This is a genomic window from Yoonia maritima, assembly GCF_043641945.1.
Lineage (GTDB): Bacteria > Pseudomonadota > Alphaproteobacteria > Rhodobacterales > Rhodobacteraceae > Yoonia > Yoonia maritima_B.
Genome location: NZ_JBHZRX010000002.1, coordinates 57878 through 72628, shown reverse-complemented (window position 1 = coordinate 72628; position 14751 = coordinate 57878). Strand labels below are relative to the sequence as shown.

General features: G+C 53.3%; 14 protein-coding genes and 1 tRNA gene. 8 read left to right on the top strand and 7 right to left on the bottom strand.

The genetic code is table 11. The features are described 5' to 3' along the window. Window positions 1–12: 12 nt before the first annotated feature. The gene (locus ACHUEV_RS03935; RefSeq protein ID WP_394177761.1) at window positions 13–747 is read left to right on the top strand and encodes an RlmE family RNA methyltransferase; all 735 of its coding nucleotides are present in this window, start codon (window positions 13–15) and stop codon (window positions 745–747) included. Here the strand turns inward: ACHUEV_RS03935 and ACHUEV_RS03930 are convergent. Continuing rightward, window positions 744–1337, bottom strand: a complete 594-nt coding sequence (locus ACHUEV_RS03930; protein ID WP_394177760.1) for a sulfotransferase family protein — start codon at window positions 1335–1337, stop codon at window positions 744–746. The two genes, ACHUEV_RS03935 and ACHUEV_RS03930, sit on opposite strands and share 4 nt — an antisense overlap. A 192-nt stretch (window positions 1338–1529) precedes the next feature. Between ACHUEV_RS03930 and recA the strand changes: the two genes are divergently transcribed. From recA to ACHUEV_RS03915, 3 genes are all read left to right on the top strand, one after another. Continuing rightward, a complete protein-coding gene (gene recA / locus ACHUEV_RS03925; RefSeq protein WP_394177759.1) occupies window positions 1530–2606 on the top strand; it encodes a recombinase RecA in 1077 nt (358 codons plus the stop codon). A gap of 159 nt (window positions 2607–2765) precedes the next feature. After that, window positions 2766–5423, top strand: coding sequence for an alanine--tRNA ligase (gene alaS / locus ACHUEV_RS03920; protein ID WP_394177758.1), 2658 nt, complete (start codon window positions 2766–2768; stop codon window positions 5421–5423). After that, a complete protein-coding gene (locus tag ACHUEV_RS03915; protein ID WP_106355485.1) occupies window positions 5420–5707 on the top strand; it encodes a DUF1330 domain-containing protein in 288 nt (95 codons plus the stop codon). The genes alaS and ACHUEV_RS03915 overlap by 4 nt, the downstream gene beginning before the upstream one ends. A 31-nt stretch (window positions 5708–5738) precedes the next feature. Here the strand turns inward: ACHUEV_RS03915 and ACHUEV_RS03910 are convergent, their stop codons facing one another. The 3 genes from ACHUEV_RS03910 to ACHUEV_RS03900 all read right to left on the bottom strand — a co-directional run bounded on the left by ACHUEV_RS03910 (window position 5739) and on the right by ACHUEV_RS03900 (window position 8631). Next, the gene (locus ACHUEV_RS03910) at window positions 5739–6296 is read right to left on the bottom strand and encodes a VOC family protein (protein ID WP_394177757.1); all 558 of its coding nucleotides are present in this window, start codon (window positions 6294–6296) and stop codon (window positions 5739–5741) included. 101 nt (window positions 6297–6397) lie between these two features. Further along, on the bottom strand, window positions 6398–8215 hold the full coding sequence (gene typA, locus ACHUEV_RS03905; RefSeq protein WP_394177755.1) for a translational GTPase TypA: 1818 nt from the start codon (window positions 8213–8215) through the stop codon (window positions 6398–6400). 80 nt (window positions 8216–8295) lie between these two features. Then, a complete protein-coding gene (locus ACHUEV_RS03900) occupies window positions 8296–8631 on the bottom strand; it encodes a DMT family transporter (RefSeq protein ID WP_394177754.1) in 336 nt (111 codons plus the stop codon). A 163-nt stretch (window positions 8632–8794) separates the two neighbouring features. Between ACHUEV_RS03900 and ACHUEV_RS03895 the strand changes: the two genes are divergently transcribed. Further along, complete coding sequence (locus tag ACHUEV_RS03895; RefSeq protein WP_394177753.1) at window positions 8795–9571, top strand: transferrin-binding protein-like solute binding protein; 777 nt, start codon at window positions 8795–8797, stop codon at window positions 9569–9571. 4 nt (window positions 9572–9575) lie between these two features. Here ACHUEV_RS03895 and ACHUEV_RS03890 read toward each other — a convergent pair whose 3' ends face one another. Both ACHUEV_RS03890 and ACHUEV_RS03885 read right to left on the bottom strand, forming a co-directional pair. Continuing rightward, a complete protein-coding gene (locus ACHUEV_RS03890) occupies window positions 9576–10187 on the bottom strand; it encodes a YitT family protein (RefSeq protein ID WP_394177752.1) in 612 nt (203 codons plus the stop codon). 88 nt (window positions 10188–10275) lie between these two features. After that, on the bottom strand, window positions 10276–11484 hold the full coding sequence (locus ACHUEV_RS03885) for an NADP-dependent isocitrate dehydrogenase (protein WP_394177751.1): 1209 nt from the start codon (window positions 11482–11484) through the stop codon (window positions 10276–10278). A gap of 157 nt (window positions 11485–11641) precedes the next feature. On the opposite strand from ACHUEV_RS03885, the gene ACHUEV_RS03880 reads away from it, so the two are divergent. Continuing rightward, window positions 11642–12721 carry an aldo/keto reductase gene (locus tag ACHUEV_RS03880; RefSeq protein ID WP_394177750.1) on the top strand — a complete coding sequence of 360 codons (1080 nt, stop codon included), beginning with the start codon at window positions 11642–11644 and terminating at the stop codon, window positions 12719–12721. 3 nt (window positions 12722–12724) lie between these two features. Here ACHUEV_RS03880 and ACHUEV_RS03875 read toward each other — a convergent pair. Beyond that, window positions 12725–12801 (bottom strand) — tRNA-Ile (locus ACHUEV_RS03875). Window positions 12802–13115: 314 nt separating this feature from the next. Here ACHUEV_RS03875 and purM point away from each other — a divergent pair. Both purM and purN read left to right on the top strand, forming a co-directional pair. Next, on the top strand, window positions 13116–14156 hold the full coding sequence (gene purM / locus ACHUEV_RS03870) for a phosphoribosylformylglycinamidine cyclo-ligase (RefSeq protein ID WP_394177749.1): 1041 nt from the start codon (window positions 13116–13118) through the stop codon (window positions 14154–14156). Next, window positions 14153–14749, top strand: a complete 597-nt coding sequence (purN, locus tag ACHUEV_RS03865; RefSeq protein WP_394177747.1) for a phosphoribosylglycinamide formyltransferase — start codon at window positions 14153–14155, stop codon at window positions 14747–14749. The genes purM and purN overlap by 4 nt, the downstream gene beginning before the upstream one ends. Window positions 14750–14751: the final 2 nt, after the last annotated feature.

The following is a 14751-nucleotide window of genomic DNA, read 5'->3' as shown; positions in this document are numbered from 1 at the left end:
ATAGGCAAGAGTATGGCCAAGAAAACAACAAAAAATACATCCGGACGCGGACAACGCGATCTGACCGTGAAGGTAAAGACTGCGAAGGGTCGCAAGCTAAGCTCAACGCTTTGGTTGCAGCGGCAGTTGAATGACCCCTACGTAAAGCGTGCCCAAGCAGACGGGTATCGCGGTCGGGCGGCCTATAAAATTCTGGAACTTGATGACAAGTTTCGTTTCCTTGTGCCGGGTGCACGGATTGTTGACCTTGGCTGCGCGCCGGGTGGGTGGTTGCAGGTTGCTGTTAAGCGGGCAAACACATTGGGCGAACGCAAAAGCAAGGCGCAGGGCTATGTGCTTGGCGTCGACTTGCAAGAGGTCGATCCGATCCCAGGTGCCGAAATCCACCAGCTAGATTTCCTACAGGATGACGCCGACCAAAAGGTTATGGGCTGGTTGGGCGGCACAGCTGATGTTGTGATGTCCGATATGGCGGCATCTGCGTCGGGTCACAAACAAACCGATCACTTGCGGATTATGACGCTCTGCGAGGCCGCAGCCTATTTCGCTTTTGATGTTCTGACCGAAGGCGGCACCTTCGTCGCTAAGGTTTTGGCGGGCGGGGCAGAGGGTGACCTGCAAAAGCTGCTTAAATCGCGCTTTAGCAAAGTGGCTAACGTAAAGCCGCCCGCGTCACGATCCGACAGTTCTGAGAAATTTGTGGTCGCGACAGGGTTCAAAGGGCGCGAGGAAGATAGCAGCGTCTAGCTGCGTCCGATCTCCCATACATCAAACTCTTCGGGTCTTTTCTGTCGTAACTTGGTTTCTAAGTCGGACGACAACGTAAGCTCTTGCTTTGGCGATACATTCAGATGTTTGAGGTTGATGGGCTTTTGGAGCCGGTCCTCAAGGAAGGCGATGATTTTATCCTGCGCCTCGTAACGGAACAGATAATCGACACCGAGCTCACCGTTGACCTGCAAGAATTTGGCTTGCGATCCGACTCTGGCAAAGGGCGCAGGGCGTTCTTTGCAGTATTCAATGACAAAGTCATCAAAGCTGACGTCTCGTGTACTGTTTGCGTGCCCGACCAGATTATTGCGCGAGCGATATCGATACCAGCTACCGAGCCAGTCAATCGGGTGCCGAACAACCGCCATTACTTCCGGAGTTTGGCCGCCCGCTTGGGAAAGGAGTGGGCGCAGGAATCGGTTATAGCGATAACAAGGAGAGTGCTTTAGCTGTGGTGGATCACGTAAAACCATCGTGGCATGCGGCGCAAGTGTACCTTGAATGGCGGTCGTTCCTGTTTTTGGAACAGATAGCAGCACGAGGTTTTCTTTCCAGAAAACAAGCATTTAAACGACATCCTTTCAGTACTTGTAGGGTAGCATTTCGCATAAACTAAACATTAACCGTTTCTAGGTGAAGGTACACCTATAAAATTTTAGTTGCAATGTTCTGCTTTTGATCTCATGTATAGTGAGAACATAAAAAGAACAAAGCAGTGATTGCCGCCTTGGCTGGCGCGTGAAATAAGGACTGGAAACATGGCAACGGCAGAGCTCCTCAAAATGGCTGACAAGAAAACGGCAGATAAAGAAAAAGCGCTAGAAAGCGCGTTGGCGCAGATCGAACGGCAGTTCGGTAAGGGCTCTATTATGAAGCTCGGCGGCGACAACAAGATGGCCGACATCGAGGCGACATCGACCGGTTCGTTGGGGCTCGATATCGCGCTTGGCATCGGTGGTCTGCCTAAAGGGCGGATTATCGAAATTTACGGGCCAGAATCTTCTGGTAAAACCACGCTGACGCTCCATGCGATTGCGGAAGAACAGAAAAAAGGCGGTGTTTGCGCGTTTGTAGACGCCGAACACGCGCTTGATCCAAGCTATGCGAAAAAGCTCGGTGTGAACCTAGATGAACTGCTGATTTCGCAGCCCGACACAGGCGAGCAGGCGCTTGAGATCGTGGACACGTTGGTACGTTCTGGTGCCGTTAGCATGGTCATCGTCGACTCGGTCGCGGCGCTTACGCCAAAATCAGAGCTGGAAGGTGATATGGGTGACAGCAGCGTTGGTGTACACGCCCGCCTGATGTCGCAAGCGATGCGTAAATTGACCGGTTCGATCAACCGGTCTGGCTGTATGGTTATCTTTATCAACCAAATTCGGATGAAAATTGGCGTTATGTTTGGTTCGCCTGAAACAACAACAGGTGGTAACGCGTTGAAATTCTACGCGTCTGTCCGTTTGGATATTCGTCGTATCGGTGCAATCAAGGACCGTGATGAGGTTGTCGGCAACGCCACCCGCGTCAAAGTCGTCAAAAACAAAGTTGCGCCTCCGTTCAAACAGGTTGAATTCGACATCATGTATGGTGAAGGCATTTCCAAAATGGGCGAATTGCTCGATCTTGGTGTGAAGGCTGGTGTCGTCGAGAAATCAGGCGCTTGGTTTAGCTATGGTGACGAACGTATCGGGCAGGGCCGCGAAAACTCTAAGACGTTCTTGCGTGAAAACTCGGCCATAGCGATCGAGATCGAAGATAAGATTCGTGCAGCGCATGGTCTGGATTTTGGCGCCCCAATGGGTGGTCCTGACGACGACGATCTTGTTGAGGTCTAGTTCGCCACATTGAGTTAGATTGAAGGCGTCGCATTTGCGGCGCCTTTTTCGTTGGCGAACGTCTTTTATAGATGACAAGAATTGCGTGCGTACTGTGGACAGTAGGCGGGTGCATCGCTATTTCTGCGCGGGACTATGACGCATTTATGAAAGTCTGCCATGACAAGCCTTGCTGACATCCGATCAACCTTTCTGAATTACTTTGGCAAGCAAGGTCACGAAATCGTGGCCTCTAGCCCGCTAGTGCCGCGTAATGACCCAACCTTGATGTTCACTAACTCGGGTATGGTGCAGTTCAAGAACTGTTTCACTGGGGTTGAAACCCGTGATTACACGCGTGCGACGACCAGCCAAAAATGTGTGCGCGCCGGTGGTAAGCACAACGATCTTGATAACGTTGGCATGACAGCCCGCCACCTCACGTTCTTTGAGATGTTGGGCAACTTTAGCTTTGGCGACTATTTCAAAGAACAGGCCATCCCATACGCTTGGGAAATGGTAACCAAAGAGTTGGATATTCCTGCAGAAAAGCTGTTGGTCACTGTCTATCACTCGGATGACGAAGCTGCCGATCTTTGGAAAAAAGTTGCAGGTCTGCCGGATGACCGGATCATCCGTATCGCAACTGACGACAACTTTTGGCGGATGGGTCCAACCGGCCCGTGCGGTCCATGCACCGAGATTTTCTATGATCATGGCGATCACATCTGGGGTGGCCCTCCAGGCTCACCTGAGGAAGATGGCGATCGGTTTATCGAGATCTGGAACCTTGTTTTCATGCAAAACGAGCAGTTCGAAGACGGATCGATGAAGCCGCTGCCAAAGCAGTCGATTGACACTGGCATGGGGCTAGAGCGTATTTCGTCACTGCTGCAGGGCACGAACAACGTCTTTGAGACTGACCTGATGAAGGCGCTGGTCGAAGCATCAGCGCATGCGACATCGACCGGCACGGACGAAAGCATTGTAACGCACCACCGCGTGATTGCGGACCACCTGCGTTCCACGTCATTCTTGATTGCCGAAGGCGTGCTGCCATCTAACGAGGGCCGCGGTTATGTGCTACGCCGCATTATGCGACGCGCGATGCGTCACGCGCATTTGCTGGGTGCCAAAGACCCAGTCATGCACCAATTGGTCCCAGCATTGGTTCAGCAGATGGGGGCGGCTTATCCTGAGCTTGGTCAGGGGCAGCGTTTGATCGAAGAAACACTGCTGAACGAAGAAGTACGCTTTAAGCAGACCTTGGATCGCGGTCTTAAGTTGCTTGATGATGAAGTTTCAAATCTGCCCGAAGGCGCCGCATTGCCCGGTGAAGCTGCATTCAAACTCTATGACACATATGGTTTCCCGCTGGATTTGACCCAAGACGCACTGCGTGATCGTGGTCGCACGGTGGACACCGATGGGTTCGACACTGCTATGGCCGAACAAAAGGCCAAGGCACGTGCCGCATGGTCCGGCACAGGCGAGGCCGCTGACAGCACGATATGGTTCGATGTTGCTGACCAGCATGGCACGACAGATTTCTTGGGCTATGACACGACTTCTGCCGAGGGCCAGATCGTCGCGCTTGTTGCTGATGGTGCACTGGCTGACACCGCTGATGGTACAGTTCAAATCGTGCTGAACCAAACGCCATTCTATGCAGAAGCAGGCGGTCAGGTTGGTGATGCCGGTTTGCTTACCACTGAGACAGGTACTGCCGAAATCACGGACACGAAGAAAGTGGCAGGTGTTTACGTGCACTTTGCAAAAGTGACCAAAGGTTCGATCAACAAAGGGCAGGGCGCGACGCTTGTCGTTGATCCTTCTCGCCGTGCTGCCATTCAGGCAAACCACTCTGCGACGCACCTGTTGAACGAAGCCCTGCGCGAAGTACTGGGTGATCATATTGCACAGCGCGGATCATTGAATGCGCCTGATCGCCTTCGTTTTGACTTTAGCCACACCAAGGCATTGTCAGCAGCAGAGCTGGCGAAGGTCGAACGCGATGTGAACGCGGTGATCCGCCAGAATACAAAGGTTGAGACCCGTATCATGACACCTGACGATGCACGCGCGATGGGTGCGCAGGCGTTGTTTGGTGAAAAATACGGCGACGAAGTTCGCGTGGTTTCAATGGGCCGTCAGGCCGGGTCTGGAAAAGGCACGTCAGGCGACACTTATTCGCTTGAGCTTTGCGGTGGTACGCACGTTACCCAGCTTGGTGAGATCGGCGCGTTTGTCGCGCTTGGTGATAGTGCGTCAAGCGCCGGTGTGCGCCGGATCGAGGCACTGACTGGTCAGGCCGCGCTTGATTATCTACGTGGGCAAGACGAACGGTTGATGGCTGCGGCAGCGGTTCTAAAGGCACCTGCATCAGAACTTGCAGACCGTGTCAAAGCCCTGATGGATGAGCGCAAGGCGCTTGCTAACGAAGTGGCGCAGCTACGTCGCGAGGTCGCGATGGGTGGCGGCGCGAAAGAGGCTGCACCATCAGAAGTTATCAACGGCGTCGCGTTCCAAGCGCAGGTCTTGCAAGGCGTAACGGGCAAGGATTTGCCCGCGCTGATCGACGAAATGAAAACGGCCATGGGCAGCGGTGCTGTTCTTCTGATCGCTGACACGGGCGGCAAGGCTGCCGTTGCTGTTGGCGTGACCGAAGATTTGGTGGGACGCGTTTCTGCTGTCGACATTTTGCGTGCTGTCACGCCGGAGCTTGGCGGTAAAGGTGGCGGTGGCCGTCCGGATATGGCCCAAGGTGGCGGTGCTTCTGCTGAAAACGCAGAAGCCGCGATCGCTGCCGGTAAATCTGTCTTGGAGGGATTGAAATGAGCGCACTTTGGATTGCCCACGTCACTGTAACGGATGACGCAGCATACAAAAAATACGCGGAACTCGCAGGGCCTGCAATCGCAGACCACGGCGGGACATTCATTGCCCGCGGTGGTCGCTATGTGCAGCTGGAAGGCAAAGAGCGTCCGCGCAATGTTGTGGCGCGTTTTCCTTCCGTTGATGAGGCGGTGGCCTGCTACCATTCCGATGCCTACCAAAAAGCGTTGGATCACGCACGTGGCGCATCCGAGCGCGAGTTAGTCGTCGTCGAAATTTCAGAATAATGAAAAGCGCGGTACCGACCGCGCTTTTTTATTACCGTGATAGGCTAAGGGCTTTGTTCGCGACGAGAGCTTCGATCGCATTTGCCAGATGCACTTTGTCGATGTGATCATCACCTGCAGCGACTCGGATCAAATGCGCACGGTGCAGCACATCTGTATGCGTATACCCCTGCGGCGGTTCAAAGCGGTAGCTGGCTAATTCAATCAACATTCCACATGGATCGCGGAAATAGATGCTGTCCATAAATCCCCGATCCTTTGGGCCGGAGTTCGGGATTTTTCGCTCTTTCAGTCGATCGACAGCCTGATCAAAGCTGACCTTTGAAACAGCAAAGGCCAAATGATGTAGATAGCCTTGGCTTTGGTCAACGATCTGGCGCTTGGGGGTCCGGTCTTCGGCCGTGAAAACGGTAATCAATCTGCCATCGCCTGGATCGAAATAGAGATGCCCTTGATCAGGGTCGTCCAAATTTGGCTGTTCAAACACAAACGGCATGCCCAGAACGCCTTCCCAAAAGTCGATCGTAGACTGCCGGTCCGCGCCGGTGATGGTGATGTGATGCACACCTTGGCTTTGTAGCTTTTGCATGGTCGCCTCCTGCGGTTTGTTCACAAGATAGTAGAGTTCGCGCAAAGAAAAAGGGCGGCCCGTGCGGACCGCCCTGTGCAAAAATGCAGTGTTGCCGCGAATTAAGCGGAGCGTGACTGACGCTTGCGCTCGTGCGGATCAAGGTAACGCTTACGCAGACGGATAGCATTTGGCGTGACTTCAACCAGTTCATCGTCATCAATATAAGCGATGGCTTGTTCCAGTGACATGGTCACAGGCGTTGTCAAACGAACTGCTTCATCCGTACCAGAGGCACGCACGTTGGTCAGTTTCTTACCTTTCAACGGGTTCACTTCGAGGTCGTTTTCACGGCTGTGCTCACCGATGATCATACCTTGGTACACTGGTTCTTGTGCGCCGATGAACATCTTGCCACGGTCTTCGAGGTTCCAAAGTGCAAACGCAACAGACGTACCGTTTTCCATGGAAATCAGAACGCCCTGACGACGGCCATCGATCTTACCTTTGTAGGGTGTTGTGCCGTGGAAGATACGGTTCAGTACACCTGAACCGCGCGTGTCGGTTAGGAATTCACCGTGGTAACCGATCAGGCCACGTGACGGCACATATGCGATGATGCGGGTTTTGCCAGCACCGGCAGGTTTCATCTCGATCAGCTCGCCCTTGCGTGGGCCTGTTAGCTTTTCAACAACGACACCTGTGTATTCGTCATCCACGTCGATGGTGACTTCTTCAACAGGTTCCATGCGCTGGCCGTCTTCTTCGGTAAAGATAACCTGAGGACGTGAGATTGACAGTTCAAAGCCTTCACGACGCATGTTTTCGATCAAAACACCCATCTGCAATTCGCCACGACCGGATACTTCGAACGCGTCGCCACCCGGAGTGTCAGCGATTTTGATCGCAACGTTTACTTCGCATTCTTTTTCAAGACGGTTGCGGATCACACGTGATTGCACGTGTTTGCCGTCACGGCCAGCAAGCGGGCTGTCGTTGATGCCAAAGGTCACAGTGATGGTTGGCGGGTCAATCGGCTGGGCAGGGATCGGCTCGTCGATGCTAACGTCACATAGTGTGTCAGCAACGGTCGCTTTGGCCATGCCCGCCAGGGTCACGATATCGCCAGCTTCGGCAACGTCGATTGGCTGCTGCTGCAGACCACGGAACGCGAGAATCTTAGAAACACGGAACTGTTCGATTTTCTCGCCAGTGCGCGACAGCGCCTTGATCGTGTCACCAGCCTTAAGCGTACCTGCTTCTACACGGCCTGTCAGGATACGACCAATGAACGGGTCGGCAGACAAGGTGGTTGCCAGCATCTGGAAAGGCTCGCCTTTGCGTTCGATTTGCTTTGGCGTTGGGACGTGCTCGACGATTTTGTCGAACAGCGCGTCAAGGTTTTTGCGTGGACCGTCCAGTTCATTGTCACACCAGCCAGAACGGCCAGATGCGAACATAGTTGGGAAATCAAGCTGATCGTCGTCTGCTTCAAGTGCCGCGAAAAGGTCGAATACGGAATCAACAGCCTGATCCGGTTCACCATCTGGTTTGTCGACTTTGTTCACGACGACGATAGGGCGCAGGCCCAATGCAAGCGCCTTAGAAGTCACGAATTTAGTCTGAGGCATCGGGCCTTCGGCCGCGTCAACCAGTAGGACAACGCCATCAACCATCGACAGGATGCGTTCAACTTCGCCACCAAAGTCGGCGTGGCCGGGCGTATCAACGATGTTGATCCGTGTGCCTTTCCATTCGACAGACGTACATTTCGCAAGGATCGTGATGCCACGCTCGCGTTCGATGTCATTGCTGTCCATCGCCCGTTCTTGGGTGGCTTCGTTTTCCCGGTATACGCCGGATTGCTTTAGAAGTTCATCAACAAGAGTAGTCTTGCCGTGGTCAACGTGCGCGATGATCGCGATATTGCGGATATCCATAGGTCTGCCTTTTGGGTAAGTTGTCGCGCGGATACCGTGCAATCGCAGCAAAAGCTACCCCTTATTCGCAAGACGGTGCGTTAGTGCGTCGAAGTGTTTGAAAATAGGTGTATGATAATGATCCCGACAAGGATCAGCGCAATGCCAATGACCGCGGGCAGATCAAGTTTTTGGCCAAACACGGCGTAGCCGATGCCCGCGATCAAAACGATCCCTAGGCCTGACCACATCGCATATAGAATTCCCACGGGCATGACTTTGAGCGCGAGAGCAAGAAGGTAAAACGATGCCGCATAAGAAATGACCACCAATACCGACGGCCAAAAACGCGTGAACTGTGCGCTAGCCTGAAGCGCAGATGTCCCGATCGTTTCGGTGATAATGGCAAGAAGCAGTTGGATGTAATGTGCTGGCATATCTCAGGCGTAGCTGAGCTGACCGGGGCTGTCAGCTGGAAAACGGCGGGTTTACGCAAAATTCGTATCGTCATCGCCATTCGGCTATCGAAGTGGCGCGTGATTTGGCTATTGTGTTGCGAACGCGATAATGACGACTTTCGCTTGAATAGGACGCCTAAGCATGACCACCAGAAAGATCCCCACTGTTCTGCTAGTTTTAGTTACCGTGACTGCATGCGGCGGCAGCACAGGCGAGACGGCATCCGTGCCACAGCTTGAGGATTTGACGGGGACCGAACTGGCGGCTGCGGCGGCGTCTTATCAACCTGGCCAAGGTGCGTCTGTGACCGACGGAGCAAACATCACCTTGGACGAGGGGTTTCTGACCGGCAGCGCATTGAACGGCAGCTTGGAGATTTCGGGTGAAACCGTAGCTATTACGGATGGAAGTGGCAAGCTGGGGGATCAGGACGTTACGCTGATCTTTGAGCCAGAAAGATCAGGCAAATATGCGGGCGCAGTTGAGATCGTCGTGTTTGACGGCGGGGAATTAACTGGCGAAACACATTACGTATTTGGGACAGAAACCAATGCTGGGAATCTTCCCAGTGGATCGGCGACTTATACGGGCGGTTTTCAGGCTCTCGGTCAAATCGGTGGCGGCGATGCGAACTACGAAGGTGGTGCAACCTTCGTCGCCGACTTCAACGGCAACGTGGATGGCACGTTGGATGGGATGCTAAACGGTGAAACCCCTGTAGAACTATCGCTTGATGCTGCACCGGTGTCGGGTAACGGATTCAGTGGTGAATTGATCTGTTCAGCCGGATGTACGACGTCATCTTCGACAGTTGATGCAACGTTCTATGGGCCTTCTGCCGAAGAACTGGGCGGTGTGCTTGCGTTGCAATTCGACGAGTTTGAAGGCGTTGGTACATTTATCATTGCAATCGAATAGTCAGCTAGCGGGCGACATAACGATCGGGGCGGTGATTCACTGCAATCATAAGGTTGATGATCACTGCACCGAGCAACGACCAAATAACCAAATTGAACGGTAAGATGAAAAACGCGACGCTGAATAGCACTGCGTCAATCAACAGTTGGAAGTATCCGGCGCGAAATCCGGTGGCGTCTTGAATGACTAGCGCCATCACACCAAAACCGCCGAGTGAACCATTGTGGCGGAACATCGCAATGAGGCCGATACCAGTCACGCAACCTGCGACAACCGCACCCAGCCACGGTGTGATCGTTCCCATTTGCCATCCCATAGGCAGAAATTCGGTCACCACCGACAAAAGCGTGACGGATATCAAAGATTTGATTGTGAATACTACCCCCAGCCGCACGTAGGCCAAGACGTAAAAGGGGATATTGATTACAAAGAACACCGCGCCAAAGGACCATCCTGTCAGGTAGCTGATGATGACCGCCAATCCGGCGGTTTGGCCTGTGATCAGGCCGACATGGGTCAATATATGGAGGCCGATGCCGCAGAGGAAAACGCCAAGGGCTAGCCCTTGTAGATCGTCGATACGGCTGTGTCTTGGTGGAGTATGGGATTCGGTCATGGGCGCATCTTAGGTCAATATTGCTGACCTTAACAATCCCATTTGAGACGTAGTCTGGGGGCGGACAGAGCCGCCCCCAGAGAATGCGTTACATTGCAGCGTTGAGGTTTTCGTCGATCTTTTCGAGGAACCCTTCAGTTGTTAGCCAGCTTTGATCCGGGCCAACCAACAGCGCCAAGTCTTTGGTCATGAAACCGCTTTCGACAGTATCGACGATGACTTTTTCCAGTGTGGATGCAAAACCCATCAGCTGCGCGTTATCGTCAAGTTTCGCGCGGTGTTTAAGGCCACCGGTCCATGCAAAGATCGACGCGATAGAGTTGGTTGAGGTCGCTTGGCCAGCTTGGTGCTGACGGTAGTGACGCGTCACTGTACCGTGTGCCGCTTCGGCTTCGACAATTTTTCCATCGGGCGTCATCAACTGCGATGTCATCAGGCCAAGTGAACCAAAGCCCTGCGCGACCGTGTCAGACTGCACATCGCCATCGTAGTTCTTACAAGCCCAAACGAATTTCCCTGACCATTTCATTGCGGATGCAACCATATCGTCGATCAAACGGTGCTCGTAATAGATGCCAGCTTCTTTGAACTTCTCTTCGAATTCTTCTTCGTAGACCTTTTGGAATAGATCCTTAAAGCGACCATCGTAAGCTTTCAGAATCGTGTTTTTGGTCGACAGGTATACAGGCCAACCAACATTCAGGCCGTAGTTTAACGAAGCACGTGCAAAATCGATGATCGATTGATCAAGGTTATACATGCCCATTGCGACACCAGCGGACGGGGAGTCGTAGACCTCTTTTTCGATCACAGTGCCGTCTTCGCCAACGAATTTCATCGTAAGTTTGCCAGGGCCGGGCATCAGGAAATCGGTTGCTTTGTATTGATCACCAAACGCGTGGCGACCGATAACAATCGGGTCGGTCCAGCCCGGCACTAGGCGCGGCACGTTTTTACAGATGATTGGTGCACGGAAAACAACACCACCAAGGATGTTCCGGATTGTACCGTTCGGGCTGCGCCACATCTTTTTCAGGCCGAATTCTTCGACGCGTGCTTCGTCAGGTGTGATAGTCGCGCACTTCACGCCAACGCCGTATTTCTTGATCGCTTCGGCTGCATCGATCGTGATTTGGTCGTTCGTCTCGTCGCGGACTTCCATCCCAAGATCGTAATACTTTAGATCGATGTCCAGATAAGGCAGGATGAGTTTTTGTTTGATGAAGTCCCAGATGATGCGAGTCATTTCGTCGCCGTCAAGTTCGACGACTGGGTTCTCTACCTTGATCTTTGTCATGTGTCTCTCCGTTTGAGGATGGATTCTGGCCCTGCCATAGCGCAAAATTATGACCACAGGAAGGCTGTATACTATAGTATACTGAATAATTCTTTAGAGCTTGATGTTTAGGAGGTAGCGCTACCAAAGCCTACGTTGCGTCAACTCGCAAAGTGATATGAATGTCGAACTGGCCGATATGAACGAAATCGCAATGCGTCGTTTAAATGATGGGCCAGAACAGCGTAAGAATAGCGCAACGCGGAGAAGAAAGATGCAAGCACGTCAGTTGGGTATATCAGAATTTGAAATCTCGTGCCTGTCACTTGGCGCGATGGGTTATGGTGAATTGCGTGATCGCGACGGGCTCATTGCAGTGCTTCGCGCAGCGGTCGAGCAAGGCGTAACACTGATCGACACAGCCGAAGTTTATGGCCCATGGATCAACGAAGAACTGGTGGGCGAAGCGCTAGCACCCTTAGCTGGATCAGTAAAAATTGCGACAAAGTTCGGGTGGGATATCGATCAAAAAACGGGCGTTCATCGCGGTGGCGTAAATAGCCGTCCAGAACAGATTCGTAGTGCGGTTGATGGTTCGCTTAAGCGATTGGGAGTCGAAAAGATCGATCTGTTGTACCAGCACCGCGTCGATCCTGACGTTCCGATGGAGGACGTCGCAGGCACCGTCGCTGACCTAATTTCATCTGGAAAAGTCGCACATTTTGGTCTGTCGGAGGCCGGCGAGCAGTCGATTCGTCGCGCACACGCTGTTTGCCCGGTTACGGCGCTTCAAAGCGAATACTCCATTTGGACCAGAGAACCCGAACAAGAAGTGTTTCCTGTGCTAGAGGAACTGAACATCGGGCTTATTCCGTTCAGTCCGCTAGGGAAGGGCTTCTTGACCGGAAAAATCGACACATCAACGCAGCTTGATCAAACCGATTTTCGTGGAAAAATACCTCGGTTTTTGGCGGATGCACGGGGTAAGAATGCTTTGTTGGTGAATGGCTTGGGCGTAATCGCAACGCGTGTTGGCTGTACGACTGCGCAGTTGGCGCTTGCTTGGATGCTGGCAAAACGTCCATGGATCGTGCCACTGTTTGGGACCCGCAATCTGGGACGATTAAGTGAAAATCTTGGCGCAGCTAATGTCGTTCTGTTGCCGACGGACGTGGCGGAAATCGACAGGCTTTCGGATGATTTCAATGTTCAAGGCGAACGTTATCCCGAAGAGATCATGAAGCTATCTGGATTGTAGGGGTGGTAGGCCCGGCAGGACTTGAACCCGCAACCAAAGCGTTATGAGCGCTCTGCTCTAACCAGTTGAGCTACAGGCCCCCCGTGGCGACATGAAGTATCAGACCGGGCAGGCGCGTCAAGAAGCAGATGTGCGATCTTTTCAACATGCTTCACCCTGTCAGTACAAGCGGGCCGGCGAGTGTAGACGAATTTAGCGCCTTACACTCGCTGGCCACTTTGACTTGAGATGCAATGGAAGTTGAGGAGGGCTTCGATCTCGGTCCTCGAATACACCTCAAACGGTTAACAAACGGTATGTAAAACGCAATTTATTGCGGTTTCACGCCCACAGTGCGTTGCGCAAGAGCGGGGCTTGGGCTATCGCAGCTTCAACGTAAAGATGGGGTGTCACAATGACCAAAAACGGCCTGACCTACGCAGATGCTGGGGTAGATATCGACGCTGGCAATTCGCTGGTAGAGCGCATTAAACCAGCAGCAAAGCGCACGGCCCGTCCGGGTGTGATGGCCGGACTTGGCGGTTTTGGTGCATTGTTTGACCTAAAAGGTGCGGGTTACACCGACCCGGTTCTGGTTGCCGCCACTGACGGTGTTGGAACCAAGCTGCGCATCGCGATTGACACAGGCAACGTTGATACCATCGGGATCGATTTGGTTGCTATGTGTGTGAACGATCTGGTGTGTCAGGGCGCAGAGCCACTGTTTTTCCTTGATTACTTTGCGACTGGTAAGCTCGAACTAGACGAGGCGACCCGTATTATCGAGGGCATTGCTGCTGGGTGTGAAGCATCAGGTTGTGCGCTGATTGGCGGTGAAACCGCTGAGATGCCCGGCATGTACCACGAAGGCGACTTTGATTTGGCTGGTTTTGCAGTGGGCGCGATGGAACGTGGCGCTGAGTTACCTTCGGGTGTTTCCGAAGGCGACGTGCTGTTGGGGCTCGCATCTGATGGTGTGCACTCAAACGGTTATTCGCTGGTGCGCCGTGTTGTTGAGCTTTCTGGTTTGGCCTGGGCCGATGATGCGCCATTTTCGGATGGCACATTGGGTGAGGCGCTGTTGGCGCCAACGCGTCTGTATGTAAAGCAAGCACTTGCTGCTGTGCGGGCAGGGGGCGTGCATGCGCTGGCCCATATCACTGGTGGTGGTCTGACGGAAAACCTGCCGCGTGTACTGCCTGAAGGCTTGGGCGCGCAGATTGATCTGAGTTCATGGGAGCTTCCTCCGGTCTTCCGTTGGCTCGCTGAAACTGGCGGCATGGCCGAAGCAGAGCTGTTGAAAACGTTCAACGCGGGTATCGGCATGGTTCTGGCCGTGGATGCTGCAGAAGCTGAGGCATTGACTGTCTTGCTGGCCGAGGCCGGCGAAACTGTGCATCACCTTGGTACAGTGACCAAAGGCGAAGGCGTTTCCTATTCAGGTGCTCTTTTGTGACTAAACGCGTTGCGATCCTGATTTCAGGCGGTGGTTCTAATATGGTGTCGCTGGTCAATTCGATGACTGGCGATCACCCAGCGCGCCCTGTTTTGGTGCTTTCAAATGACCCAAACGCAGGTGGGCTGGCAAAAGCGCGGGCGCTGAACGTCCCGACTTTTGCTATTGATCACAAACCATTTGGCAAGGATCGCGCCGCGTTTGAGGCCGCTTTGCAAAAGGCGCTCGAAACGGCAAAGCCCGACATCATTTGTCTTGCTGGGTTCATGCGCATTCTGACGCCTGAATTTACGCGCATGTGGGAAGGGCGAATGTTAAACATTCACCCATCGTTGCTTCCAAAATACAAAGGGCTTCACACGCATGCCCGAGCGCTTGAGGCTGGCGACACGGAGCACGGTTGCAGCGTGCACGAAGTCACGGCTGAATTGGATGGTGGACCTATTTTGGGGCAAGCGAAAATTGCGGTTTCTGCTGATGATACGGCCGAAACATTAGCTGCGCGTTTGCTACCGCTAGAGCACCAGCTTTACCCGCAAGTGTTGCAGCGTTACGCCGCTGGGGACCGTACGCCGTTAATGATTAACGGCTAGTG

Coding starts and splice junctions, on each gene's coding strand:
- ACHUEV_RS03880 (WP_394177750.1), top strand. CDS start 11,642: ATGAATGTCGAACTGGCCGATATGAACGAAATCGCAATGCGTCGTTTA.
- ACHUEV_RS03900 (WP_394177754.1), bottom strand. CDS start 8,631: ATGCCAGCACATTACATCCAACTGCTTCTTGCCATTATCACCGAAACG.
- ACHUEV_RS03915 (WP_106355485.1), top strand. CDS start 5,420: ATGAGCGCACTTTGGATTGCCCACGTCACTGTAACGGATGACGCAGCA.
- ACHUEV_RS03890 (WP_394177752.1), bottom strand. CDS start 10,187: ATGACCGAATCCCATACTCCACCAAGACACAGCCGTATCGACGATCTA.
- ACHUEV_RS03910 (WP_394177757.1), bottom strand. CDS start 6,296: ATGCAAAAGCTACAAAGCCAAGGTGTGCATCACATCACCATCACCGGC.
- purM (WP_394177749.1), top strand. CDS start 13,116: ATGACCAAAAACGGCCTGACCTACGCAGATGCTGGGGTAGATATCGAC.
- ACHUEV_RS03935 (WP_394177761.1), top strand. CDS start 13: ATGGCCAAGAAAACAACAAAAAATACATCCGGACGCGGACAACGCGAT.
- typA (WP_394177755.1), bottom strand. CDS start 8,215: ATGGATATCCGCAATATCGCGATCATCGCGCACGTTGACCACGGCAAG.
- ACHUEV_RS03895 (WP_394177753.1), top strand. CDS start 8,795: ATGACCACCAGAAAGATCCCCACTGTTCTGCTAGTTTTAGTTACCGTG.
- alaS (WP_394177758.1), top strand. CDS start 2,766: ATGACAAGCCTTGCTGACATCCGATCAACCTTTCTGAATTACTTTGGC.
- ACHUEV_RS03930 (WP_394177760.1), bottom strand. CDS start 1,337: ATGCTTGTTTTCTGGAAAGAAAACCTCGTGCTGCTATCTGTTCCAAAA.
- ACHUEV_RS03885 (WP_394177751.1), bottom strand. CDS start 11,484: ATGACAAAGATCAAGGTAGAGAACCCAGTCGTCGAACTTGACGGCGAC.
- recA (WP_394177759.1), top strand. CDS start 1,530: ATGGCAACGGCAGAGCTCCTCAAAATGGCTGACAAGAAAACGGCAGAT.